The sequence below is a fragment of the Burkholderia sp. EMB26 genome, assembly GCF_024730645.1.
In the GTDB taxonomy this organism is placed as follows: Bacteria; Pseudomonadota; Gammaproteobacteria; order Burkholderiales; family Burkholderiaceae; genus Burkholderia; species Burkholderia cenocepacia.
On the sequence record NZ_CP078071.1, the window covers coordinates 1,525,733 to 1,548,270 of the forward strand.

Below are 22,538 nucleotides of genomic sequence, written 5' to 3' on the forward strand. Positions count from 1 at the left end.
ATTGGCGCGGCGTTACGCGATCTCGTGGAAACCGACGCTGTTGCCGCCGTCCGGCGTGTAGCCGGCGAGCACGTCGAAGCCGACGTTGACGAGTTCCACGCGCATGCCGTAGGACTTGTTGCCGGACGCATCGACGAAGATCGCCGTGCCCGACGATAGCTGGCGTGCGGCGTCCAGCAACGCGAGCGTGCCGCGCGCGCTGCCGGCCGACGGCGCGATCGTCAGCGTCGTGCCGTCCTGCGTGGTGAAGTGCCCACCGGGCGGCACGGGCGGCGGGTTGTCCGCGACCGACCGGTCGAGCAGGCTCATGAAGTGAAAGCGCGTGTCGGCGCCCTGGCTCGCCGCCGCGCGATCGCTGTCCGTGAACGTGTCGCCTCGCACGGCCGCACCCTGCGCGGCGATATCGACGGCCTGCTCGTGAAACGCGCGCGTCGCGAGCACGAGGCCGGCGTTCGCATTCAGCGTCGACTCGATCCATGCGCGATCGCTGTCGGTCAACGTCTTCGACACGACCTTGATCCGGCCGGCGTCGGTCATGAAATCGAATGGCGCATCGGCCAGGTCCGGCCGCTTCGCGACGATATCCTGCAGGCTCGTCGCGAGCGCGTCGGTCACGCCGCGCAGCTTCATCGACAGGTCGCCCACCATCGACAACTGTTTCGTCATCGCCGCCTGCTGCGCTTGCGGATCGATTGCCCGAATGCTGATCGGCTCGTCTTGCGGTGCGCCGGACGCGGTCGCGTCCGTCGTCTGACGCCCGTCGAGGGCCGCCTGTGCCATTTGCGCGAGCGTAAGGCCGCCCGCCGCCGTGACCGGAATCGTCATTGCCCTCTCTCTCGTTTTCAGCGCGTTTTTCATTGTTTACGGACGGATTCCGCGGAAGTTGAGATCGCCCGCCCCACGCACGCCGAAACTTTGTTTGACCCGAACTAAAAAAGTTTGACACGGGCATTTCGCTGAGATAACTTTTGCGCAAGCTTCCGGAAAGCAATCCGGCCAGCGTGCCGACTCGCGTCGCGCTTTCCTGCCGTTGCAGCACCGCCGTTCGCAACATTCCCGCCTCATTGCATCGTGCCGTTCCGTTTCATTCGAAACCTGAAGGAATCCCGGGCATGCCCGCATTTGATTCGCAGTCCTGCATTCGCAGCGAACCGCCGCACTGACGATTTCCGTTCGGGGCGATGCACTCGCCTCGACGCCGGCCGGATGCGCGCCGCCTGACGCGCGCCGGCACCGGGCGAGACGCTGATCCATCTCGCCCGCCGTTTTTTGATGGTGCAGTTCCGCTTCATCCGACGCAGCACCCGGCCAGGCCGCAGGGGGCGTATCGCGAGCCAGCCGGTTCCAGACAAACACAAGAGACGAGGTCGATTCAATGAACATTCATCGAACCGGAGTGCGGTGCGCATGGCTGCCCGCGCTCGTGGCGGCCGCGACGCTCGCCGCGTGCGGCGGCGACGACGGCGGCAGCGTGGCGGGCGTGTCAGCGCTCGCGCAGGGCCAACAGGAGGGGGCCTCCGCCGCGGCCGACACGGCCAATACGCCATCGCTCGCGTCGCGCTTTTCGCCGTCCGGCGTGCCGTACGCGAATCCGGCGAGCGGCGGACGCTACAAGCCGGTGATCAGCAACGGCCAGGTGCAGCCGTCGCTGTCGGGCGGCACGATCGAGGAAAACGCGTGGGTCGACACGCCGGTCGATTCCGACGGCGACGGCACGCGCGACCGCATCCACGTACGCATCGTGCGGCCATCCGAAACCGCGAACGGCGCGCGCACGCCCGTCATCGTGCTCGCGAGCCCGTATTACGCCGGGCTCGCCGACAGCCCCAATCACGACGTCGACGTCGAACTCGACGGCACGCCGCATCCAGTCGCGACCGCCGGCGCGCCCGCATCGGCGTCCGCCCGCATCCTGGCCGCGGCGCCGCAATCGCGGATGCTGCAGCAGGTCGAGGCGGCTGCCGCCGGCCGCTCGTGGATCGAAAGCTATTTCGTGCCGCGCGGCTTCACGATCGTCTATGCGGATTCGCTCGGCACCGCCGGCTCGGACGGCTGCCCGACGATCCTGACGCGCGACGAATCGGTCGCGATGGCGTCGGTGATCCGCTGGCTCGGCCGCGATGCGACCGCGAAGGACGCGAACGGCAAGACGGTCGTCGCGAACTGGTCGACCGGCCACGTCGGCATGTACGGCGTGTCGTACGACGGCACGCTGCCGAAGATGGTCGCCAGCCTGCGCACGCGCGGGCTCGACGCGATCGTGCCGATCGCCGGGCTGTCGAACATGTACGGCTACTACCGCTCGGGCGGCCTCGTGCGCGCGCCGGAAGGCTATCAGGGCGAGGACGTCGACGTCTACATCAAGGCGCTGCTGACCAACGCGCATCCGGAGCGCTGCACGCACCTGATCGACGAAGCACTGCAGCAGGAAGACCGCAAGACCGGCGACTATTCGCCGTTCTGGGCCGCACGCGACATCCCGACCGGGTTCGCGGTCGCGCCGGCGCTCGTCGCGCAGGGCCTCACCGACGACAACGTGCGCGTCGACCAGTCGACGTCGTGGTATCTGGCGATGCGACGCCAGGGCGTGCCGACCCAGCTGTGGCTGCATCGCCTGAAGCACACCGATCCGACCCGCGTGCCGGGCATGGCCGACGCGTGGACCGCGGAGGTGAACCGCTGGTTCACGCGCTACCTGATCGGCTATGACAACGGCGTCGAGCAGGATCCGCGCGCGGTGATCGCGCAGGCGGACGGCACGCTGCTGAAGGAAGCCGACTGGGCCGCGCGGCGCGCCACGCCGGTTACGTACTTCGCGGGCGGCGACGGCGCCGGTACCGGCACGCTGCTGCGGCTGCCGAGCGGCGGCCCGCTCGCGCGCTTCACCGACGATGCGCGCATTCCCGCGCTCACGCTGGCGAACACGCCGACCGGCGAAAACCGCAGCCGCTTCGAGACGGCCCCGCTGACAGCCGCCACGCGCATCTCCGGCACCGCGACCGCGCACGTCAGGCTGACCTTCACGGGCGTCGCGAACGTGACGGCGCTGCTGGTCGACCGCGCGCCGGACGGCACGGCGACGATCGTCACGCGCGCATGGACCGACCCGCGCAACCGGCTGTCCGAGTGGGTGTCGCAACCGGTGCTGCCCGGCATGCCGTACGACCTGAAGCTGACCTTCATGCCGCGCGACTACCGGCTGGAAGCCGGCCACCGGCTGGGGCTCGTCGTCCTCTCCAGCGACTACGAGGCGACGCTGCGACCGACGCCCGGCACGGGCCTGACGCTCGATCCGGCCGGCACGTCGGTGACGGTGCCGCTCGCGTCATCATCGACGGGCGCGTAGCCGTGCGCCGGCTGGCAGCCTGACGCTGCCGTCTCCCCCGCCCGCATCCGCGTCGATGCGGGCGGGGGCATCGCTGCAAGAAGGGAACACCTGCGCTAGGCTGCGGCAATCGAATGCCTACGGTGAGCCCCCATGATTCCTCTCAGCGCCAAAGCCATCGTCCGCAATGGCCGTTCCGTCCTGTTCCTGCGCAATCCCCGCGACGAGTGGGAGCTGCCGGGCGGCTGGCCCGAAGCGGGCGAATCGCTCGAAGACGCGGTCACCCGCGAAGTGGAGGAAGAATGCGGAATCGTCGCGTCGGCGATCCGCTACGTGGGCAGCCGCTCGTGCGAGGTCGTGCCGGGCAAGCGCGTACTGATCGTGTGCTTCCAGTGCGAGGTCGATCGCCATGACATCGTGCTGAGCGACGAGCACCACCAGTTCGGCTGGATCGATCTCGATGCCGACAAGCCGGCGAACCTGCCGGATTTCTACTGGACATTCTGCAAGCAGGCGGACTGATTCGACGCCGCCACGCGGCGCTCACACCGGCGTCAACACCGGCTGCCCCGCGAAATGCCGCGCCGCGTTGTCGAGAAACTGCCGCACCGAACGATCGAGCGCCTCGGGCGACCAGCCGCCCATGTGCGGCGTGAGCACGACGCTGTCGAGATCCGTCAGCGCACGCGGCGGCTCCGGTTCGCCCTCGTACACGTCGAGCCCCGCGCCCGCGATGCGCCGTTCGCGCAGCGCGTCCGCCAAAGCAGCGGTATCGACAACACTGCCGCGCGACACGTTGACGAGAAAGCCGCCGGGGCCGAGCGCGTCGAGCACGGTGCGATCGATCAGATGCCGCGTGCCCACGCCGCCCGGCGTCGCGACGATCAGGAAATCGGCCCACTGCGCGAGCGCGTCGACCCGGTCGAAATAGCGATACGGCACGGGCTTCTCCGACCGGTTGTGATAACCGATCTCGATGTCGAAGCCGGCCGCGCGGCGCGCGCATTTCTCGCCGATCTTGCCGAGCCCGACGATGCCGAGCTTCTTGCCCGACACGTTCGGCGGCATCGACAGCCCGTCGCGCCACACGCCCGCGCGGGTCTTCGCATCGAGCTGCACGACGTTGCGCACCGCCGCGAGCAGCAGCGCGAACGCGTGATCGGCGACGCAATCGTCGTTGGTGCCGGCGCCCGTGACCACGACAATGCCGCGCGCCTTCGCATGCGCGACGTCGATGTGCTCGTAGCCCGCGCCGAGCGCGCTGACGAACGTGAGTTGCGGCAGCCGGTCGATCTCGGCGGCGGTCAGCCCGGTGCTGCCGTTGGTCAGCACCGCGCGAATCGTGCTGCCGTGTTCGGCGATCGCGCGTTCGCGCGTATCGGGCGTCGGGGCATAACGCACGTCGAACGACGCGGCGATCTCGCGATGCGCGTCGCCGCGCAGCGCGATGAGGACCAGCAGCTCGGGCTTCATGTCAGCAAATGTCCGCAGGCGGGGAACGAATTTCAGTGTAACAAGCCCGCATGACGGATGCGGGTTATCCCCACACCGGCTGTGGACACGCCGCCGCACGCGGTTTGCCAAAGCCCGCTCAGTCAAGTAACTTTCGGCGTACGCCCCCGTCCTGGAGATTGGCCCCGATGAAGCTCGCCCTGCCCGCCCGGATCCTGGGCCTCGCGTTCGCCGCCGCCATCGTGGCGCCCGGCGCGCACGCCGACACGCCCGTCGTGGTGTCGTCGAAAATCGACACCGAAGGCAACCTGCTCGGCAACCTCATTTCGCAGGTGCTGAAGGCCCACGGCATTCCCGTCACCGAAAAGATCGCGCTCGGCACGACGCCGATCGTGCGCAAGGCGCTCACGAGCGGCGAGATCGACGTCTACCCCGAATACACGGGCAACGCCGCGTTCTTCTTCAACAAGGCCGACGACCCGGTGTGGAAGAACGCGAGCCAGGGCTACGACACCGCGAAAAAACTCGACTACGCGGCGAACCATCTCGTGTGGCTCGCCCCGGCGCCCGCGAACAACACGTGGGGCGTCGCGCTGCTTGCGCCCGTCGCTCAGTCGCAGCACCTGAAGACCTTCTCCGACTTCGGCAAGTGGGTGGCCGGCGGCGGCAAGGTGAAGCTCGCGGCCTCGGCCGAATTCGTGAACAGCGCATCGGCGCTGCCGTCGTTCGAGAAAGCGTACGGCTTCAAGCTGAAGCCCGAGCAGCTCGTCGTGCTGTCCGGCGGCGACACGGCCGCGACGATCAAGGCCGCCGCGAACCAGACCGACGGCGTGAACGCCGCGATGGTCTACGGCACCGACGGCGGCATCGCATCGAGCGGCCTCGCGGTGCTCGACGACGACAAGCACGTGCAGCCCGTCTACGCGCCGGCGCCGGTGATCCGCGAAGCCGCGCTGAAAGCGCATCCGCAGATTGCCGACTTGCTCAAGCCCGTGTTCGCGAGCCTCGACCTGAAGACGCTGCAATCGCTGAACGCCCGCATCCAGCTCAACGGCGAGCCGGCGGCCGGCGTCGCGAAAAGCTACCTGAAAGCGAAGGGTTTCGTGAAATGACGGAGCGCGCGGCCGCGTCCGCGCGGCGCGTCACGCTCGACAAGGTCGGCATCCTGATCGGCATCCTGACGATCGTCGCCGTGTTCGGCCTGTCGTTCGCGGTGCTGCGGCCGAACCGGATCGCGGCCGGCACCGGGCTGTCGGTGTTCGCCGCGCTGCCGGCGATGCAGGGCGCCGCGCTGGCCGCGCTGTGGACCGTCGGCGCGCTGTGGGCGATGACGGCGAGCCGCCCCGCGTGGCGGCTCGCCGCCGGCTGCGCGGGGCTCGCGACGCTCGCATATGCGGTCGGCGCGGCCGCGACGCACGTCGTCGCGCCCGACGACATGCTGGCCCGCGTGTCGCCCGACGCCGGCGTCTGGTTGCTGCTGTTCGCGTGGGCCGTGCTCATCGCCGACGCGCTCGCGCGCCTCGCGTTCGGCCCGTGGCGGCGTCTCGCCGCGCTCGCCGTCGCGATCGCGGCGGTTGCCGTGCCGCTCGCGAGCGGCTGGTGGGACGGCCTCTCCGTGATGCGCGAATACGCGGTGCGCAGCGACGATTTCTGGCGCGAAGCGATTCGTCACGTGTCGCTCGCGGGTGGCTCGGTCGCCGCCGCGCTCGTGGCCGGCGTGCCGCTCGGCATCGCCTGTGCGCGCATCGCGGCGGTGCGCACCGTCGCGATGCCGGTGCTCAATATCGTGCAGACGATCCCCAGCATCGCGATGTACGGGCTGATGATGGCGCCGCTCGGCCTGCTCGCCGCGCACGTGCCGCTCGCGGCCGCGCTCGGCATCCGCGGGATCGGCGTCGCGCCGGCCGTGCTCGCGTTGTTCCTCTACTCGCTGCTGCCGATCGCGTCGAGCGTCGTGGTCGGGCTCGAACAGGTGCCGCCGCACGTGACCGAAGCGGCCCGCGCGATGGGCATGACGCGCGTGCAGCGGCTGCTGCGCGTCGACCTCGTGCTCGCGCTACCGGTGATCCTGAGCGGCGTGCGCATCGTGCTCGTGCAGAACATCGGGCTGACCGCGGTTGCCGCGCTGATCGGCGGCGGCGGATTCGGCACCTTCATCTTCCAGGGGATCGGTCAATCGGCCGCCGATCTCGTGCTGCTCGGCGCGATCCCGACGATCGCGCTCGCACTGGCGGCCGCCGTCGTGTTCGAAGCCGCGACGTCGCTCGCGAAGGGACGTGCAGGATGATCGAGATCGAACGAGTCGGCAAACGCTTCGGCGACGTGGTCGCCGTCGACGACGTATCGCTGACGATGCAGCGCGGCACGATCACCGCGCTCGTCGGCGCATCGGGCAGCGGCAAGTCGACGCTGCTGCGCATGATCAACCGGCTGATCGCGCCGACCAGCGGCACGATCAGCATCGACGGCGTCGATACCGCGACGGTCGCACCCGAGCAACTTCGCCGCGGCATCGGCTATGCGATCCAGGGGCACGGGCTGTTTCCGCACTGGAGCGTCGCGCGCAACATCGCGACCGTGCCGCGCCTGCTCGGCTGGCCGGCCGAGCGCATCGCCGCGCGCGTGAACGAACTGCTCGACCTGTTCCACCTCGCGCCGGCCGAATTCGCCGGCAAGCTGCCGCACGAACTGTCGGGCGGCCAGCAGCAGCGCGTCGGCGTGGCGCGCGCCCTCGCCGCCGAGCCCGCGATGCTGCTGATGGACGAACCGTTCGGCGCGCTGGATCCGATCATCCGCAGCAAGGCGCAGGACGACCTGTTCGCGCTGCAGCGCCGCCTCGGCATCACCGTCGTGATCGTCACGCACGATATCGAGGAAGCGCTGAAGCTCGGCGACACGATCGCGGTGATGGACGGCGGCCGGCTGCTGCAGGTCGCGTCGCCCGCCGAGATTCTCGGCCGGCCGGCAGCGGGGGTGGTCGAACAGCTCGTCGCGGGCGTCGACCGGCCGCTGCGCCTGCTCGCGCTCACGCCGATCGACGCCGTGGCCGAAGCCGGCCACGCCGACGGCGAACCGATCGCCGCGACGCGCACACTGCGCGATGCGGTGTCCGAATTGTTGTGGCGCGGTGTCGACGCGCTGCCCGTCGACGATACCGCCGCCGGCGACCACCACGCACACGGCCCCCGTCGCATCACGCTCGACGCGATCCGCTCGCACGCGAGGCAGCCCGCATGACGACGCGCAGCAGCGTGGGGCCCAAGCGGCCGTCGCTTCCCGCGTACGTCGCCCGCGCGGCCGCGCTCGCGCTGCTGCTCGTGCTGTTGTTGCGCCCGGCCTGGCTGCAGGGCCTGTTCGCGCCGTTCGCGGACAACGGCGCGCCGGTGATCTACGATCGCGCGAGCCTGCTCGATCTCACGCTCGCGCATCTCGGCACGGTCGCGCTGTCGAGCCTGATCGGCACGATCGTCGCGGTCTCGGCGGGCATCGCGGTCACGCGTCCGTTCGGCGCCGATTTCCTGCCGGTCGCGCGCAGCGTCGTCGATATCGGCCAGACCTTCCCGCCGGTCGCCGTGCTCGCGCTCGCGGTGCCGGCAGTCGGCTTCGGATTGAAACCCGTGCTGATCGCGCTCGTGTTGTACGGGCTCCTGCCGGTTTTCGAAAGCACGATCGCGGGGCTCGAGGACGTGCCGCGCGACGTCGTCGACGCCGCACGCGGGATGGGGATGAGCGGGTGGCAGCAACTGGTGTCCGTCGAGCTGCCGCTCGCGTTCCCGGTGATCGTCAACGGCATCCGCCTCGCGGTCGTGATCAATCTCGGCACCGCGACGATCGGCTCGACGGTCGCCGCGCGCGGGCTCGGCGACGTGATCATCGCGGGCCTGCAGACATCGAACACCGCGTTCGTGCTGCAAGGCGGCGTGATCGTCGGCTTGCTTGCGGTGCTCGTCAGCGATGCGATCGGCGCGATTGCGCGGGTAGCGAGCGCGCGGCGCGCCTAGCAGCCGTTGCGCAATTTTCCGAAGGAGCAACCATGTCCGTCCTCGACACCGGCCCGTTTTTTCATGGCACGAAAGCGGATTTGCGGATCGGCGACTTGCTGACGGCAGGCTTCCGATCGAATTATCGGGACGACGTCGTGATGAATCACATTTATTTCACGGCCCTGCCCAAAGGCGCCGGCCTGGCCGCGGAAATGGCCAAGGGCGACGGCCGGCCGCGGGTCTATATCGTCGAGCCCACCGGCGAATTCGAAAACGACCCGAACGTCACGGACAAGAAATTCCCCGGCAATCCGACGCGCTCGTATCGAAGCACGTCGCCTTTGAAGATCGTCGGCGAACTCGATCGCTGGGAACCGTACGATCCCGAGTTCATCCAGCAGCTCAGAGCCCGCATCGAAACCGGTATGGGCGAGATCATCAACTAGCGTTTCGTTCGCGCCGATTCGCAAATCGGGCCCGAACTGCCGCCGGCATGGGACACGGAAGCCGACGACATTGCCGCGATACCGCGGGGCGAATCGCAGGAAAGGACGGAAGCGCCCGGTTCATCCGGACTCCGATGCGTGTCCGTGCAACGATCGGCACGTCGATCATCGCGAACGTGACAAGCCTACACGTCGCTTTCACTCGAACCGGCCCTCGACCACCGGCCGCGATTGGTCGATATACTATGCGCCTCCCATTTCCCCGCACTCGACCATGCGACGACGGTTCTTCTGGCTGATCGTGCTTTCGCTCGGCATTGCGCAGCACGCCGCGGCGCAGCAGGCGCCCGCCTTGCCTGCCTCTGCGCCCGAAGCAGCCGCATCCGCGCCAGGCGACGCATCCGCACCGCTCGCCAACGATCAGCCTAACGAAGCAAACCGCCGCATCACGTCCTACCTGACGAAGAAATTCGGCGTCGCGAAGGAACGCGCCGCGAAGCTCGCCGATATCGTGAGCGTCACTGCGACGAAATATTCGCTGCCGCCGGCACTCGTTTACGCGATTATTTCGATCGAATCGCGCTTCCAGGAAAAGGCACGCGGCCAGCATGGCGCGACCGGGTTGATGCAAGTCGTACCGTCCGCGCACCGCGGCATGCTGCGCAACGTGAAGGATCTCACCGAGCCGAATGCGAACGTCGAGGTCGGCTCGCGCATTCTGTCGGGCTACGTGAAGGCGGCCGGCGGCAACGTGCAGGCCGGGTTGAAGAGCTACAGCGGCGGATCGAGTGCGTATGCGGCGAAAGTGATGCAGCGCGTCGATGCGTTCCGGTTCGTGCTCGAACCCGAGGACGATGCGAAAAGCGCGAATACCGGGAGCGATGCGAACAACGCGAAGGCACACATGGTGCCGGTCAGCGATCCGTCAGCGGCGCCCGCCGCGAACCGCAACGCGAAGTAAGTGCATGCAGGAACGTAAACGAGTGCGGCGGCGCATTCGCGCCGCCGCCCCATGGAATCGCCGGATCACCTCCCTCGTGCCTTGATCCGGCCCCCTCTGATCAAAGCTGCCCCGCCGTCCCCGTCCACCGCAGGTAATCGCCGCGCGTCCAGTCGAGCGACACGCCGACGCGCTTCGTCCCCGGCCGGATCTTCGGCTTGTACATCGACAGCGTCAGCGATTCCAGCGCCGGCCATTCGCGGAACGACAGCACCGCGACATCCGCGACGAGCGTCTCCAGCAGCCGCGTATGCGGCTTGTGCGACAGGAACGACGCAACGCGCGCGCAGTACCCGTCGTAATCGATCCACTCGCCCTGCTCGCTCGGCTCGCAGCGATACCCGAGCCGCGCATCGATCACGATCGGCTGCGGCGCCTCGTGCTCGTGCGCGTGAATGCCGATCCGCGCGGGCACCTTCAGTTCGTCGACGAACACGCTCCAGCCGCGCCCGCGCAGGCGCGGCGCGTCGATCGCCACGAACGGTTCGTCGAACGGCTTCATGAGACGAGCGGCGCCGCGGCGTCGAGCATGATGCGCACGAAATAGTCGGCGAAGCTGCGACGCAGGACGATCTCGAACGTGTCGTCGCCGGTCGGGATCAGCGTGATCGGCGACTTGAAGTAGTGCGACTGCGCGCACTGGCCCGGCTTGAACACGCGCGGATGCAGGTCGAGCGGGCAGCCGCGCGCGATCACGTCGCGCACGCGTTCGCCGCTGATCTCGACGACCGTATAGCCGCTGCCGACGTCGACGGCCGCCGCGTACGAGCCCTGCACGGCCTCCGCCAGCTTCGCCTCGAGCACGCCGGCCTGAACCGGCCCGTTCGACCGCACGAGCCATTCGTCGGGGCCGAGCCACAGCACGTCGTACTCGGCGCCGCGCGCCACCGTGTTCGGCTGCGCGGGCGGCCGGCAGCCGACCACGCGCTCGAACGCGGCGACGAATGCCGGATCGTTCAACTCGCCGCGCACGTTGACGAGATCGAGGAACGGCCGCTCGCGCAGCGTGAACTTCTTCGATGCGCGCGCCTGGTGCGCCTTCAGCACGTCGGCCGCGCCGACGAACGGCGATTCAAGCGTCACGCCGCCCGCACCCGCCACCTGCGTCTGGTTTCTCGTTTCATTCCACATGCTGACGCACCCCTTCGGTATCGTAGAAAACCGGGCTCGAAATCTTCGCGGTGATGCGCTTGCCATTGGCCAGCGGAATCACGACGCTCTCGCCCATCTTGTTCAGGCCGCCCCTCACCACCGCGAGCGCGATCGAGCGCTTCAGGATCGGGCTGTAGTAGCTGGACGTCACGTGGCCGATCATCGGCGTCGGATCGACCGCCGACACCTGCGTGTCCTTCGCGACGATCTGCGCGCCTTCCGGCAGCACGAACTGTTCGTCTTCGGTCAGCAGGCCGACGAACTGCTTGCGGCCTTCCTTCGCGGTATCCGAACGCGACAGCGAACGCTTGCCGAGGAAGTCCTTCGACTTCGCGACGAGCCCGCCCATCCCGAGGTCGTACGGCGTGATCGAGCCGTCGGTGTCCTGGCCGACGATGATGTAGCCCTTCTCCGCGCGCAGCACGTGCATCGTTTCCGTGCCGTACGGCGTGATGTCGAACTCGGCGCCGGCCGCCATCAGCGCTTCCCACACCGCGCGGCCCGCATTCGCCGGCACGTTCACTTCGTAGGCGAGTTCGCCCGAGAAGCTGATCCGCATCACGCGCGCCTTCGCGCCGGCAACCGTGCCGTTGCGGTAGCTCATGAACGGGAACGCCTCATTGCCGAAGTCGATGTCCTGGCACACCTTCTGCACGACCTTGCGGCTCTTCGGGCCGACCACCGCGAACGTCGCCCAGTGATCGGTGACGGACGCGAGCCGCACCTTCATGTCGGGCCATTCGGTCTGCAGCCAGCGCTCGAGCCACGTCAGCACGCGCGCCGCGCCGCCGGTGGTGGTCGTCATCATGAAATGCTGGTCGGCGAGGCGCACGGTCACGCCGTCGTCGAACACCATCCCGTTTTCGTCGAGCATCAGCCCGTAGCGGCACTTGCCGATCTCGAGCTTGTTCCACGGGTTCGTGTACATCCAGTTCAGCAGCTTCACCGCGTCCGGGCCCTGGATGTCGATCTTGCCGAGCGTCGACGCATCGAGAATGCCGACGCCGTTGCGCACCGCGAGGCATTCGCGCTTCACGGCCGCATGGAGATCCTCGCCGTTCTTCGGGAAATACCACGGCCGCTTCCAGTTGCCGACGTCCTCGAACATCGCGCCGTGCTCGACGTGCCATTCGTGCACGGCCGTCTTGCGGATCGGGTCGAGGAAGTCGCCCGTCTCGCGGCCCGCGAACGTGCCGAACGACACGGGCGTGTAGTTCGGGCGGAACGTCGTCGTGCCCGTTTCCGGAATCGTCTTGCCGAGCGCGCCCGCGAGGATCGCCATCCCGTTGATGTTGCCGAGCTTGCCCTGGTCGGTGCCGAAGCCCATCGCCGTGTAGCGCTTCACGTGCTCGACCGATTCGAAGCCTTCGCGCGCGGCGAGCAGGATGTCGGCGGCGGCAACGTCGTTCTGGAAGTCGACGAACTGCTTCGGCCCGCGCGCGGCCGCCTCGCGGCTGCCGACGAGCCACAACGGCTGCAGCGCGCCTTCGACGGTTTCCGCGACCTGCGGTGCGGCCGGACGCTGCGCGGCCGTGAAGCCCGCGGCCTTCGCCGCTTCGACGCCCGCATCCACCGCGAGCCGCAGCGCACGGGCGAGCCCGAATTCGCCGGCCGCCGCGCCGATGCTCGCCTCCGCCTGCACGGGCTTGCCCGGCAGGAAGCACGCCTTCTCGTCGTTCCAGCACGCCTTGCCGCCCGATTGCGCGAACAGGTGCAGCACCGGGCTGAAGCCGCCCGACATCGCGACGAGGTCGCACGGCAGCGTCTGCAGCTTGCCGCCGGTCTGGCCGTTCGAGTAGGACGCGACGTCGACCGACGATACGCGCCACTTGCCCGAAGCGGCCGTGACGACCGCGCCGCTCATCACCGTCACGCCCTGCCGCTTCGCGGCGGCCGGCAGCGCGCCGTTCGACGACGCGCGGGAATCGACGACCGTCACCTTCGCGCCGCACGCCTTCAGGTCGAGCGCGGTCTGATAGGCGCGGTCGTTGTTCGTGAACACGACCACGTTGCGGCCCGGCAGCACGCCGAAGCGATGCACGTAGGTCGACACCGCGCCCGCCAGCATCACGCCCGGCAGGTCGTTGTTGCCGAACACGATCGGCCGCTCGTGCGCGCCGGTCGCGAGGATCACGCGTTTCGCGCGGACCTTCCACAGCAATTCGCGCGTACCCTTGCGCATCGACACCGGCAGGTGATCGGTGAGGCGTTGCGTGACCGTCACGAGGTTGTGGTCCTGATAGCCGAACGCGGTGCTGCGCGACAGGATCGTCACGTCGGGCAGCTTGCGCAGTTCGGCCTCGATCTTCTCGACCCATTGCAGCGCGGGCTTCGCGTCGATCTCCGCGCGGCACGACAGCAGGCTGCCGCCGAGTTCGCGCTGGTCGTCGACGAGAATCACGCGCGCGCCGGCCGTGGCGGCCGCATGCGCGGCGGCGAGGCCCGACGGGCCACCGCCGACCACGAGCACGTCGCAGTGCGCGTAGCATTTGTCGTAGCGATCGGCGTCGAGCACTTCGGGCGCCTTGCCGAGGCCAGCCGCTTCGCGGATCTTCTCTTCGTACTTCGGCCACATGTTGCGCGGCCACATGAAGGTCTTGTAGTAGAACCCGGCCGGCATGAAGCGCGAGAACTTCTGGTTGATCGCGTACTTGTCGTTCTCGAGCGTCGGCTCCGCGTTCACGCTGGTCGCGACGAGCCCCTGGTACAGCTCGATCTCGGTCGCGCGCGCGTTCGGCACCGTATACGGGCCGGTTTCGAGCTGCACGACGGCATTCGGTTCCGCGACGTCCGCCGTCACGATCCCGCGCGGACGGTGGTACTTGAAACTGCGCGCGACGAAATGCACGCCGTTCGCGAGCAGCGCGGACGCGAGCGTGTCGCCCTGGAAGCCCTGGTACGTGCGGCCGTTGAACGTGAACGTCAACGGAATCGCGCGATTGATGCGGCCACCGGTGCCGAGGCGGTCTTTCTGGCTCATTTGCTCGTGCCCTCTTCGTGTGCGTTGCCGGCAGCTGCGCTACTGTTGGCAGCTCCACCGAACTTTTCGTAGCCCTTGATATCGTAGGTCACCGTGTCGCGCGTGACCTTGAACCAGCGGCGGCAGCCCTGCGTGTGCAGCCATTGCTCCTTGTGGAGCCCGCGCTTGTTCTCGCGCATGAACACGTATTCGCCCCATTCGCGGTCGGTCATGGTCTCGTTCGCCACCGGGCGCACGATGTCGGCTTCACCGCCGCACGTGAACTCGGATTCGGCGCGCGGCCCGCACCACGGACATTCGATCAGCAACATGTTTCTTTCTCCTCAGTGCGGTTAGTGCGCGACGGCAGCGGCGCCGTGCTCGTCGATCAGATGGCCCGTGTAGAAGCGGTCGAGCGCGAACGGTGCGTTCAGCGGATGCGGTTCGTCGCGGGCGATCGTGTGCGCGAACACCCAGCCCGAGCCGGGCGTCGCCTTGAAGCCGCCGGTGCCCCAGCCGCAGTTGAAATAGAGGCCCTTCACGTCGGTCTTGGTGATGATCGGGCACGCGTCCGGCGACACGTCGACGATGCCGCCCCACTGGCGGTTCATCCGCACGCGCGAGAACACCGGGAACATCTCGACGATCGCCTGCAGCGTGCTTTCGATGATGTGGAAGCTGCCGCGCTGGCCGAAGCCCGTGTACTGGTCGATACCCGCGCCGATCACGAGGTCGCCCTTGTCGGACTGGCTGATGTACGCGTGCACCGCGTTCGACATGATCACCGAGTTGACGACCGGCTTGATCGGCTCCGACACCAGCGCCTGCAGCGGATGGCTTTCGATCGGCAGACGCACGCCGGCCATGTCGGCGAGCGTCGTCGTGTTGCCGGCGGCGACCACCGCGACCTTCTTCGCCTTGATGAAGCCCTTCACCGTATCGACGCCGACCACCGCGCCGCCTTCGCGGCGAATGCCCGTGACCTGGCAGTTCTGGATGATGTCCACGCCGGCGCGGTCCGCGCCGCGTGCGAAGCCCCAGGCCACCGCATCGTGGCGTGCGACACCCGCACGGCGCTGGATCGATGCGCCGAGCACCGGGTAGCGGCTGTTCAGGTTGATGGTCGGCTCGATTTCCTTGATCTGCGCGGGCGTCAGGAATTCGGCATCGACACCGTTCAGCCGGTTCGCGTTCACGCGGCGCTCGGTGTCGCGCACGTCCTGCAGCGTGTGGGCGAGGTTCATCACGCCGCGCTGGCTGAACATCACGTTGTAGTTCAGGTCCTGCGACAGCCCTTCCCACAGCTTCATCGCCTTCTCGTACAGCGCGGCCGATTCGTCCCACAGATAGTTCGAGCGCACGATCGTCGTGTTGCGCGCGGTGTTGCCGCCGCCGATCCAGCCCTTCTCGAGGATCGCGACGTTCGTGATCCCGTGTTCCTTCGCGAGGTAGTACGCGGTCGCGAGGCCGTGGCCGCCGCCGCCGACGATCACGACGTCGTATTCCTTCTTCGGCTCCGGGCTCTTCCACTGCTTCTCCCAGTTCTCGTGATACGAGAGGCCGTTGCGGAACAGGCTGAATATCGAGTAGCGGCTCATGTTTGGATCCTTCGTTAGCATTCGATGACGTTCACGGCGAGGCCGCCGCGCGACGTTTCCTTGTATTTCGTCTTCATGTCGGCGCCGGTTTCGCGCATCGTCTTGATCACGGAATCGAGCGATACGTAGTGCTGGCCGTTGCCCTTGAGCGCCATGCGCGACGCGTTCAGCGCCTTGATCGCGCCCATCGCGTTGCGCTCGATGCACGGAATCTGCACGAGCCCGCCGACCGGGTCGCAGGTCATCCCGAGGTTGTGCTCCATGCCGATCTCGGCCGCGTTCTCGACCTGGTCGGGCGTGCCGCCCATCACGGCGGCGAGCGCGGCGGCGGCCATCGAGCACGCGACGCCCACTTCGCCCTGGCAGCCGACTTCCGCGCCGGAGATCGACGCGGTTTCCTTGTAGATGATCCCGATCGCCGCGGCCGTCAGCAGGAATTCGACGATGCCGGCTTCGTTCGAGCCCGGGACGAACTTCACGTAGTAGTGCAGCACCGCGGGGATCACGCCGGCCGCGCCGTTGGTCGGCGCGGTGACGACCCGGCCGCCGGCCGCGTTCTCTTCGTTCACGGCCATCGCATACAGGTTGACCCAGTCGAGCATCGACAGCGGATCGCGCAGCAACTCTTCCGAACGCGCGCGCAGGCGGCCATTCAACTCGGCCGCGCGACGCTTCACGCGCATCGGGCCCGGCAGGTCTCCCTCGACCTTGCAGCCGCGCTCGACGCAGGCGGCCATCGTGCGCCAGATCGCGAGCAACCCGGCGCGCACTTCGTCGGCGGGGCGCAGCGCGCATTCGTTGCGCAGCATCAGTTCGGCGATCGACAGCCCGTGTTCGCGGCACTGGCGCATCAGGTCGTCGCCGGTGCGGAACGGATACGGCACGTCGACCGCCGCCCGCACGCCGTTCACGCGATCGCCGTCGCGGTTCACGACGAAGCCGCCGCCGACCGAGTAATACTCCTTCTCGACGAGCAACTGGCCGTGTTCGTCGAATGCCTGGAAGCGCATCCCGTTCGGGTGCACGATGCTCGTGCCGCTCATCAGCTTGCGATAGAAGCCGATGTGTTCCTTCTCGTCGAAGCGCACCGTCTGCTTGCCGAGCAGCGACAGCGTCTTCTCCGCGCGGATCGCGGCGAGCCGCGGCTCGATCAGGTCCGGATCGATCGTGTCGGGCAGGTGGCCCTCGAGGCCGAGCAACACGGCCTTGTCGGTGCCGTGGCCCTTGCCGGTCGCACCGAGCGAGCCGTACAGCTCGACCCGCACGCGGCGCACGAAGCCGAGCAGGTTCGCGTCCTCGACGTGCGACGCGAAGCGGCACGCGGCGATCATCGGGCCGACCGTATGCGAACTGGACGGGCCGATGCCGATCTTGAACAGGTCGAACGCGCTGACGTTCATCTGGCTTCCTTTGGGTTGCATGCGTGAAATGTCGTTGGGCCCCAGTACATCAAAGCGTAAAATCGGCCGATAGAACAAAAACGGCATCGGCGTGGGATAGCGCCGCCAAGCGCCGCCCCGGCCGGCCCGAAAGTGCGTTTTGGCGATGGTTCGCGACGAAAAACCACAAGTCCGGCCGCGGCCGATCGGCGACGCTGGCTGCATCCGCGCCGCCCCGGCAGCCGTAACCCGCAAACCGAGTGAAACGAGTGAGACCGCCTGCCCGGCGTGACGAGATTGGCCGCGATGACCCCCGACGTACCCGCTTCCCCCCTCGCAGAACCCGCGCCGCGGCGCATCCGCTTCGGCATCGTGCTGCTGCCGAACTTCACGCTGACGGCCTTCTCCGGCTTCGTCGACATGCTGCGGCTGTCGGCCGACGACGGCGACTACAGCAAGCCGGTGCGCTGCGCGTGGAGCGTGATCGGCGAGACGCTCGCGCCGGTGCGCGCGAGTTGCGGGATCCAGATCACGCCGTGGGAGACGTTCGACGCGGCCGAGCCGTTCGACTATGTGGTGGTGGTCGGCGGGCTGCTGCATTCGGGGCCGCAGGCCGGCCCTGAAACGCTCGATTTCGTCCGCCGCGCGGCGGCGGACGGCGCGACGGTCGTCGGCATCTGCACCGGCGTGTTCACGTTGATGCGCGCCGGCGTGCTCGACGGCTGCCGCACCTGCGTGAGCTGGTTCCATTACTGGGATTTCATCGAGCGCTTTCCGTCCGCCGACCCCGACCTGCTGATCGCCGACCGGCTGTTCGTGATCGACCGGCGCCGGATCACGTGCTCGGGCGGCCGCGCGTCGATCGACGTCGCCGCCGCGATCCTGCTGCGCCATTTCGATCACGCGACCGTGCAGAAGGCGCTGCGCATCCTGCTGGTCGGCGAGATGCAGAAAGGCAATGCGCCGCAGCCGCATCCGCCGGGCCTCGAACCGGCGACGCATCCGAAGGTCAAGCGCGCGATTCTTCTGATGGAACAGCACGTCGGGCGGGCGCTGCCGCTCGAGGAACTCGCGTGCAAGCTCGACCTGTCGACGCGGCAGCTCGAACGGCTGTTCAAGGCGGAGACCGGCAAGAGTCCGCAGGCCTTCGCGAAACAGGTGCGGCTGCGTACCGCCGCGTGGCTGCTGACGAGTTCGGACCGCACGGTCGCCGATATCGCGTCGAGCTGCGGATTCGCCGATGCGTCGCACCTCGGGCGCGAATTCCGCAAGCAGTTCGGCGTGCCGCCGGCGACGTATCGCGAGCGCGGCGGCGACGTGGCTGAAGTCGCCGCGACGCCCGACGGGTCGGCCGATCCGGTCGAGGACATCGCCGACTGAACGCCCCCGGGCGCGCATCCGCCTCCCCCGTCGATTGCGGATCGACACACGTTCACATCGGTTTCGCCGCTTTTGGAACCGGTTCCAGTCAACTTGGCCGACGTTCGCCGCCGTAAAACGAGGGTTATCCCGGATGCTGATGCCCGCTCAAATTTGTATGATGACCACATCACCTTACAAACCTGAGCATCATGTTCGAGAAAATTCCCGCCCGGGCGATGAGCGACCATGTCGCGCAGCAACTGCTCAAGCAGATCGAAGTGGGCAGCTTCTCGGCCACCGGCAAGCTGCCGACCGAGGCCGTGCTCGCGCAGGAATTCGGCGTGAGCCGCACCGTGATCCGCGAGGCGATCTCGCGGCTGAAGAACGAAGGCGTGGTCGAGCCGCGCCAGGGCAGCGGCGTGTTCGTAAACCAGCACGGCGCGATCCGGCCGCTGCGGATCGACTACGCGGAAGCCGTCGAGGCGAGCTCGCTGCCGCATCTGCTCGCGGTACGCCGCGCGATCGAGGCTGAAGTCGCGGCCGAAGCCGCGCTGCACCACACCGCCGACGACATGGCCGACATCGACGACGCGCTGCGCAAGATCGACGAAGCGGTGGCCGAAGGGCGCGACGGCGTCGCGGAAGACGTCGCGTTCCACCGCACGATCGCGGCCGTCACCGGCAACCCGTATTTCCTGAAGACGCTGCAGTTCCTGAACCAGTACCTCGAAGCCGGCGTGAAGGTCACGCGGCGCAACGAAGCGACGCGCGAGGACTTCTCGCGCCAGGTGCGCGACGAACACGCGGCGATCGCCGACGCGATCCGCGCGCGCGACCCGATGGCCGCCCGCAACGCGGCGCGCACGCACATGTACAACGCCGCCCGCCGTCTCGCGGAAGCCGGCATCTGCTGAAAGCCGGCGGCGCGGCCGTTCCCGGCAGCGCCGCCGTCACGAACCTCCCCGAATCGATCAAGGTTGACCATGTCACGAAATGTTGGAGTCATCGGCCTCGGCGCGATGGGCCTCGGCGTCGCACGCTCGCTGCTGCGCGCCGGGCTGCGCGTGCACGCATGCGACGTGCGCGACACCGTGCTGCAGGCGTTCGCCGCCGAAGGCGGCATCGCGTGCGCGACGCCGGCCGAACTCGGCGCGCAATGCGACGTCGTCGTCACGCTCGTCGTCAATGCCGCGCAAACGGAAACGGTGCTGTTCGGCGAACACGGCGCGGTCGCGGCGATGAAGCCGGGCGGCGTCGTGATCGCGAGCGCGACCGTCGCACCCGAATTCGCGGTCGCGCTCGGCGCACGCATCGAGGCTGCGGGCCTGCAGATGCTCGACGCGCCCGTGTCGGGCGGCGCGGCGCGCGCGGCCTCCGGCGAGATGACGATGATGACGTCGGGCCCGGCCGCCGCGTATGCCGGCTGCGAGGACGTGCTCGCCGCGATCGCCGGCAAGGTGTACCGCCTGGGCGACGCGCACGGCATCGGCTCGAAAGTGAAGATCATCAACCAGTTGCTGGCCGGCGTGCATATCGCGGCGGCCGCCGAGGCGATGGCGCTGGGCCTGCGCGAAGGTGTCGATGCCGACGCGCTGTACGACGTGATCACGCACAGCGCCGGCAATTCGTGGATGTTCGAGAACCGTGTGCCGCACATCCTGAACGGCGACTACACGCCGCTGTCGGCCGTCGACATCTTCGTGAAGGATCTCGGCCTCGTGCTCGATACCGCGCGCCGCAGCAAATTCCCGCTGCCGCTGTCGGCCACCGCGCACCAGATGTTCATGAGCGCGTCGAGCGCCGGCCACGGCGGCGAGGACGATTCCGCCGTGATCAAGACTTTCCCCGGCATCACGCTGCCGCCCGCCCGCTGATTCGAACGACGCTTTTGCCATGACCGCTTCCGCTTCCCGTCCCCTGCTCGGCTGCATCGCCGACGATTTCACCGGCGCGACCGATCTCGCGAACATGCTCGTCAAGAGCGGCATGCGCACCGTGCAGACGATCGGCGTGCCCGCCGACGGCGCCGCTGCCGACACGATCGTCGACGCCGACGCGATCGTCGTCGCGCTGAAGTCGCGCACGATTCCCGCCGCCGACGCCGTCGCGCAATCGCTCGCCGCGTACGAATGGTTGCGCGCGCAAGGGTGCCGCCAGTTCTTCTTCAAGTACTGCTCGACGTTCGATTCGACCGACGCGGGCAACATCGGGCCGGTGGCCGACGCGCTGCTCGACGCGGCCGGCGGCGACTTCACGGTCGCGTGCCCGGCATTCCCCGAGAACGGCCGCACGATCTATCGCGGCCACCTGTTCGTCGGCGACGTGCTGCTGAACGAATCGGGGATGGAGAATCATCCGCTCACGCCGATGAAGGACGCGAACCTCGTGCGCGTGCTGCAACGGCAGACGCAGTCGCCGGTCGGCCTGATCCGCTACGACACGATCGCGCTCGGCGCGGCCGCCGTGCGCGCGCGGATCGACCAGCTGCGCGCGGAAGGCGTCCGTTTCGCGATCGCCGACGCGCTGTCGGACCGCGATCTCTACGTACTCGGCGAAGCGTGCGCAGGCCTGCCGCTCGTCACCGGCGGCTCGGGCATCGCGCTCGGCCTGCCCGCGAATTTCCGCCGCGCGGAGCAACTGCCCGAGCGCGACAACGCGGCGTCGCTGCCGCGCATCGACGGCCTGTCGGCGGTGCTCGCCGGCAGCGCGTCGAAAGCCACCAACGCACAGGTCGCCGCGTGGCGTGCGACGCGGCCGAGCTTCCGCATCGATCCGCTCGCGGCCTCGCGCGGCGAGCCCGTCGTCGAGCAGGCGCTCGCGTTTGCGCGCGCGCACCTGCCGCAGCCCGTGCTGATCTACGCAACGGCCACGCCCGACGAGGTGAAAGCCGTGCAGCAGGCGCTCGGCGTCGACGCGGCCGGCCATCTCGTCGAAAGCACGCTCGCGGCGATCGCCCGCGGGCTGCGCGAACTCGGCGTGCGCAAGTTCGTCGTCGCGGGCGGCGAAACGTCCGGCGCGGTCGTGCAGGCGCTCGACGTGAAGTCGCTGCAGATCGGCGCGCAGATCGATCCGGGCGTGCCGGCCACGGCCACCGTCGACGCGCAGCCGCTTGGCCTCGCGCTGAAATCCGGCAACTTCGGCACGACCGACTTTTTCGACAAGGCGCTGCGCGCGCTGGACGGAGCCGCACGATGAGCGACGAAGCCAAACTGCGCGAAGAGATCTGCGTGGTCGGCGCGAGCCTGTACGCGCGCGGCCATGCGGTCGGCAGCGCCGGCAACATCAGCGCGCGCCTGCATGACGGCTGGCTGATCACGCCAACCGACGCCTGCCTCGGCCGGCTCGACCCGAACGACATCGCGAAAGTCGGCGCCGACGGGCAGCCCGTCTCGGGCGGCAAGCCGTCGAAGACGCTCGCGCTGCATCGCGGCATCTATGCGCGCAACGCCGCAGCAAACGGCGTCGTCCACACGCATTCGACGCACCTCGTCGCATTGACGCTCGCGGGCGTGTGGCGCGACACCGACGTGCTGCCGCCGATCACGCCGTACTACGTGATGAAGGTCGGCCACATTCCGCTGATCCGTTACCGCCGCCCCGGCGACCCGGCCGTCGCGGCCGAAGTCGCGGCGCTGGCCGACCAGGTGCGCGGCGTGCTGCTCGATCGCCTCGGCCCCGTGATGTGGGGGCCGTCGGTATCGCACGCGTCGTATGCGCTCGAGGAGCTCGAGGAAACCGCGCGGCTGTGGCTGATGACGCAGCCGAAGCCGGAACCGCTGTCCGACGCCGCGCTCGACGAACTGCGCCAGACCTTCGGCGCGCGCTGGTAACGCGTCGCCGTCCTGGTCACGCACCGCTTCCCATGCCCGCCGTGTGCGCGGG

General features: G+C 68.4%; 21 protein-coding genes. 13 read left to right on the forward strand and 8 right to left on the reverse strand.

Features of this window, described 5'->3' with window-relative positions:
- Window positions 1-12: 12 nt before the first annotated feature.
- On the reverse strand, window positions 13-825 hold the full coding sequence (locus KU887_RS23635; protein WP_258255590.1) for a hypothetical protein: 813 nt from the start codon (window positions 823-825) through the stop codon (window positions 13-15).
- A gap of 550 nt (window positions 826-1,375) precedes the next feature.
- On the opposite strand from KU887_RS23635, the gene KU887_RS23640 reads away from it, so the two are divergent.
- Both KU887_RS23640 and KU887_RS23645 read left to right on the forward strand, forming a co-directional pair.
- Window positions 1,376-3,346 (forward strand): Xaa-Pro dipeptidyl-peptidase, encoded by a 1,971-nt coding sequence (locus KU887_RS23640; protein ID WP_060211776.1) that lies wholly within the window; start codon window positions 1,376-1,378, stop codon window positions 3,344-3,346.
- Between the two features lie 132 nt (window positions 3,347-3,478).
- Window positions 3,479-3,847, forward strand: a complete 369-nt coding sequence (locus KU887_RS23645) for an NUDIX domain-containing protein (protein WP_006486124.1) — start codon at window positions 3,479-3,481, stop codon at window positions 3,845-3,847.
- Window positions 3,848-3,868: 21 nt separating this feature from the next.
- Here KU887_RS23645 and KU887_RS23650 read toward each other — a convergent pair whose 3' ends face one another.
- Window positions 3,869-4,798, reverse strand: coding sequence for a 2-hydroxyacid dehydrogenase (locus KU887_RS23650; RefSeq protein ID WP_258255591.1), 930 nt, complete (start codon window positions 4,796-4,798; stop codon window positions 3,869-3,871).
- Window positions 4,799-4,965: 167 nt separating this feature from the next.
- Between KU887_RS23650 and KU887_RS23655 the strand changes: the two genes are divergently transcribed.
- The 6 genes from KU887_RS23655 (at window position 4,966) to KU887_RS23680 (ending at window position 10,167) form a co-directional block, all read left to right on the forward strand.
- The gene (locus KU887_RS23655; RefSeq protein WP_006493662.1) at window positions 4,966-5,889 is read left to right on the forward strand and encodes an ABC transporter substrate-binding protein; all 924 of its coding nucleotides are present in this window, start codon (window positions 4,966-4,968) and stop codon (window positions 5,887-5,889) included.
- Window positions 5,886-7,064, forward strand: coding sequence for an ABC transporter permease (locus KU887_RS23660; protein WP_012493541.1), 1,179 nt, complete (start codon window positions 5,886-5,888; stop codon window positions 7,062-7,064). Before KU887_RS23655 ends, KU887_RS23660 begins: the two co-directional genes overlap by 4 nt.
- Window positions 7,061-8,014 carry an ABC transporter ATP-binding protein gene (locus tag KU887_RS23665; protein ID WP_109342794.1) on the forward strand — a complete coding sequence of 318 codons (954 nt, stop codon included), beginning with the start codon at window positions 7,061-7,063 and terminating at the stop codon, window positions 8,012-8,014. Before KU887_RS23660 ends, KU887_RS23665 begins: the two co-directional genes overlap by 4 nt.
- Window positions 8,011-8,778, forward strand: coding sequence for an ABC transporter permease (locus KU887_RS23670; RefSeq protein ID WP_006489111.1), 768 nt, complete (start codon window positions 8,011-8,013; stop codon window positions 8,776-8,778). Before KU887_RS23665 ends, KU887_RS23670 begins: the two co-directional genes overlap by 4 nt.
- Before the next feature lie 32 nt (window positions 8,779-8,810).
- Complete coding sequence (gene arr, locus KU887_RS23675; protein ID WP_006496829.1) at window positions 8,811-9,206, forward strand: NAD(+)--rifampin ADP-ribosyltransferase; 396 nt, start codon at window positions 8,811-8,813, stop codon at window positions 9,204-9,206.
- A gap of 274 nt (window positions 9,207-9,480) precedes the next feature.
- Entirely contained in the window at window positions 9,481-10,167 is a 687-nt protein-coding gene (locus KU887_RS23680) for a lytic transglycosylase domain-containing protein (RefSeq protein WP_077056648.1), read from the forward strand.
- A gap of 100 nt (window positions 10,168-10,267) precedes the next feature.
- Here KU887_RS23680 and KU887_RS23685 read toward each other — a convergent pair whose 3' ends face one another.
- The 6 genes from KU887_RS23685 to KU887_RS23710 are packed head-to-tail and all read right to left on the reverse strand — an operon-like array spanning window position 10,268 to window position 17,315.
- On the reverse strand, window positions 10,268-10,708 hold the full coding sequence (locus tag KU887_RS23685; protein ID WP_077056649.1) for a dihydroneopterin aldolase: 441 nt from the start codon (window positions 10,706-10,708) through the stop codon (window positions 10,268-10,270).
- A complete protein-coding gene (locus KU887_RS23690; protein WP_006489116.1) occupies window positions 10,705-11,337 on the reverse strand; it encodes a sarcosine oxidase subunit gamma in 633 nt (210 codons plus the stop codon). Before KU887_RS23690 ends, KU887_RS23685 begins: the two co-directional genes overlap by 4 nt.
- Window positions 11,327-14,338, reverse strand: a complete 3,012-nt coding sequence (locus tag KU887_RS23695) for a sarcosine oxidase subunit alpha family protein (RefSeq protein WP_060267281.1) — start codon at window positions 14,336-14,338, stop codon at window positions 11,327-11,329. The genes KU887_RS23690 and KU887_RS23695 overlap by 11 nt, the downstream gene beginning before the upstream one ends.
- Window positions 14,335-14,649: a sarcosine oxidase subunit delta gene (locus tag KU887_RS23700; RefSeq protein ID WP_062884954.1), complete on the reverse strand. Its 315-nt coding sequence runs from the start codon at window positions 14,647-14,649 to the stop codon at window positions 14,335-14,337. Before KU887_RS23700 ends, KU887_RS23695 begins: the two co-directional genes overlap by 4 nt.
- A gap of 21 nt (window positions 14,650-14,670) precedes the next feature.
- A complete protein-coding gene (locus tag KU887_RS23705; protein ID WP_006480591.1) occupies window positions 14,671-15,915 on the reverse strand; it encodes a sarcosine oxidase subunit beta family protein in 1,245 nt (414 codons plus the stop codon).
- Window positions 15,916-15,929: 14 nt separating this feature from the next.
- Window positions 15,930-17,315, reverse strand: coding sequence for an L-serine ammonia-lyase (locus KU887_RS23710; RefSeq protein ID WP_258258445.1), 1,386 nt, complete (start codon window positions 17,313-17,315; stop codon window positions 15,930-15,932).
- Between the two features lie 285 nt (window positions 17,316-17,600).
- Between KU887_RS23710 and KU887_RS23715 the strand changes: the two genes are divergently transcribed.
- The 5 genes from KU887_RS23715 (at window position 17,601) to KU887_RS23735 (ending at window position 22,486) form a co-directional block, all read left to right on the forward strand.
- The gene (locus KU887_RS23715) at window positions 17,601-18,674 is read left to right on the forward strand and encodes a GlxA family transcriptional regulator (RefSeq protein ID WP_048989544.1); all 1,074 of its coding nucleotides are present in this window, start codon (window positions 17,601-17,603) and stop codon (window positions 18,672-18,674) included.
- A gap of 191 nt (window positions 18,675-18,865) precedes the next feature.
- On the forward strand, window positions 18,866-19,570 hold the full coding sequence (locus tag KU887_RS23720) for a FadR/GntR family transcriptional regulator (protein WP_006489135.1): 705 nt from the start codon (window positions 18,866-18,868) through the stop codon (window positions 19,568-19,570).
- Between the two features lie 69 nt (window positions 19,571-19,639).
- Window positions 19,640-20,530 carry an L-threonate dehydrogenase gene (ltnD, locus tag KU887_RS23725; RefSeq protein WP_006489132.1) on the forward strand — a complete coding sequence of 297 codons (891 nt, stop codon included), beginning with the start codon at window positions 19,640-19,642 and terminating at the stop codon, window positions 20,528-20,530.
- Between the two features lie 19 nt (window positions 20,531-20,549).
- Window positions 20,550-21,851 (forward strand): 3-oxo-tetronate kinase, encoded by a 1,302-nt coding sequence (gene otnK / locus KU887_RS23730; protein WP_205672749.1) that lies wholly within the window; start codon window positions 20,550-20,552, stop codon window positions 21,849-21,851.
- Window positions 21,848-22,486, forward strand: a complete 639-nt coding sequence (locus tag KU887_RS23735) for an aldolase (RefSeq protein ID WP_006489112.1) — start codon at window positions 21,848-21,850, stop codon at window positions 22,484-22,486. The genes otnK and KU887_RS23735 overlap by 4 nt, the downstream gene beginning before the upstream one ends.
- The last annotated feature ends 52 nt before the right edge of the window (window positions 22,487-22,538 follow it).

Bases quoted from the DNA above. Each gene is read 5' to 3' on its own strand.
- KU887_RS23705 (WP_006480591.1), bottom strand. From the start codon at position 15,915: ATGAGCCGCTACTCGATATTCAGCCTGTTCCGCAACGGCCTCTCGTAT.
- KU887_RS23720 (WP_006489135.1), top strand. From the start codon at position 18,866: ATGTTCGAGAAAATTCCCGCCCGGGCGATGAGCGACCATGTCGCGCAG.
- otnK (WP_205672749.1), top strand. From the start codon at position 20,550: ATGACCGCTTCCGCTTCCCGTCCCCTGCTCGGCTGCATCGCCGACGAT.
- KU887_RS23735 (WP_006489112.1), top strand. From the start codon at position 21,848: ATGAGCGACGAAGCCAAACTGCGCGAAGAGATCTGCGTGGTCGGCGCG.
- KU887_RS23655 (WP_006493662.1), top strand. From the start codon at position 4,966: ATGAAGCTCGCCCTGCCCGCCCGGATCCTGGGCCTCGCGTTCGCCGCC.
- KU887_RS23635 (WP_258255590.1), bottom strand. From the start codon at position 825: ATGACGATTCCGGTCACGGCGGCGGGCGGCCTTACGCTCGCGCAAATG.
- KU887_RS23665 (WP_109342794.1), top strand. From the start codon at position 7,061: ATGATCGAGATCGAACGAGTCGGCAAACGCTTCGGCGACGTGGTCGCC.
- KU887_RS23715 (WP_048989544.1), top strand. From the start codon at position 17,601: ATGACCCCCGACGTACCCGCTTCCCCCCTCGCAGAACCCGCGCCGCGG.
- KU887_RS23685 (WP_077056649.1), bottom strand. From the start codon at position 10,708: ATGAAGCCGTTCGACGAACCGTTCGTGGCGATCGACGCGCCGCGCCTG.
- KU887_RS23680 (WP_077056648.1), top strand. From the start codon at position 9,481: ATGCGACGACGGTTCTTCTGGCTGATCGTGCTTTCGCTCGGCATTGCG.
- KU887_RS23690 (WP_006489116.1), bottom strand. From the start codon at position 11,337: ATGTGGAATGAAACGAGAAACCAGACGCAGGTGGCGGGTGCGGGCGGC.
- ltnD (WP_006489132.1), top strand. From the start codon at position 19,640: ATGTCACGAAATGTTGGAGTCATCGGCCTCGGCGCGATGGGCCTCGGC.
- KU887_RS23660 (WP_012493541.1), top strand. From the start codon at position 5,886: ATGACGGAGCGCGCGGCCGCGTCCGCGCGGCGCGTCACGCTCGACAAG.
- arr (WP_006496829.1), top strand. From the start codon at position 8,811: ATGTCCGTCCTCGACACCGGCCCGTTTTTTCATGGCACGAAAGCGGAT.
- KU887_RS23645 (WP_006486124.1), top strand. From the start codon at position 3,479: ATGATTCCTCTCAGCGCCAAAGCCATCGTCCGCAATGGCCGTTCCGTC.
- KU887_RS23640 (WP_060211776.1), top strand. From the start codon at position 1,376: ATGAACATTCATCGAACCGGAGTGCGGTGCGCATGGCTGCCCGCGCTC.
- KU887_RS23710 (WP_258258445.1), bottom strand. From the start codon at position 17,315: ATGAACGTCAGCGCGTTCGACCTGTTCAAGATCGGCATCGGCCCGTCC.
- KU887_RS23670 (WP_006489111.1), top strand. From the start codon at position 8,011: ATGACGACGCGCAGCAGCGTGGGGCCCAAGCGGCCGTCGCTTCCCGCG.
- KU887_RS23650 (WP_258255591.1), bottom strand. From the start codon at position 4,798: ATGAAGCCCGAGCTGCTGGTCCTCATCGCGCTGCGCGGCGACGCGCAT.
- KU887_RS23695 (WP_060267281.1), bottom strand. From the start codon at position 14,338: ATGAGCCAGAAAGACCGCCTCGGCACCGGTGGCCGCATCAATCGCGCG.
- KU887_RS23700 (WP_062884954.1), bottom strand. From the start codon at position 14,649: ATGTTGCTGATCGAATGTCCGTGGTGCGGGCCGCGCGCCGAATCCGAG.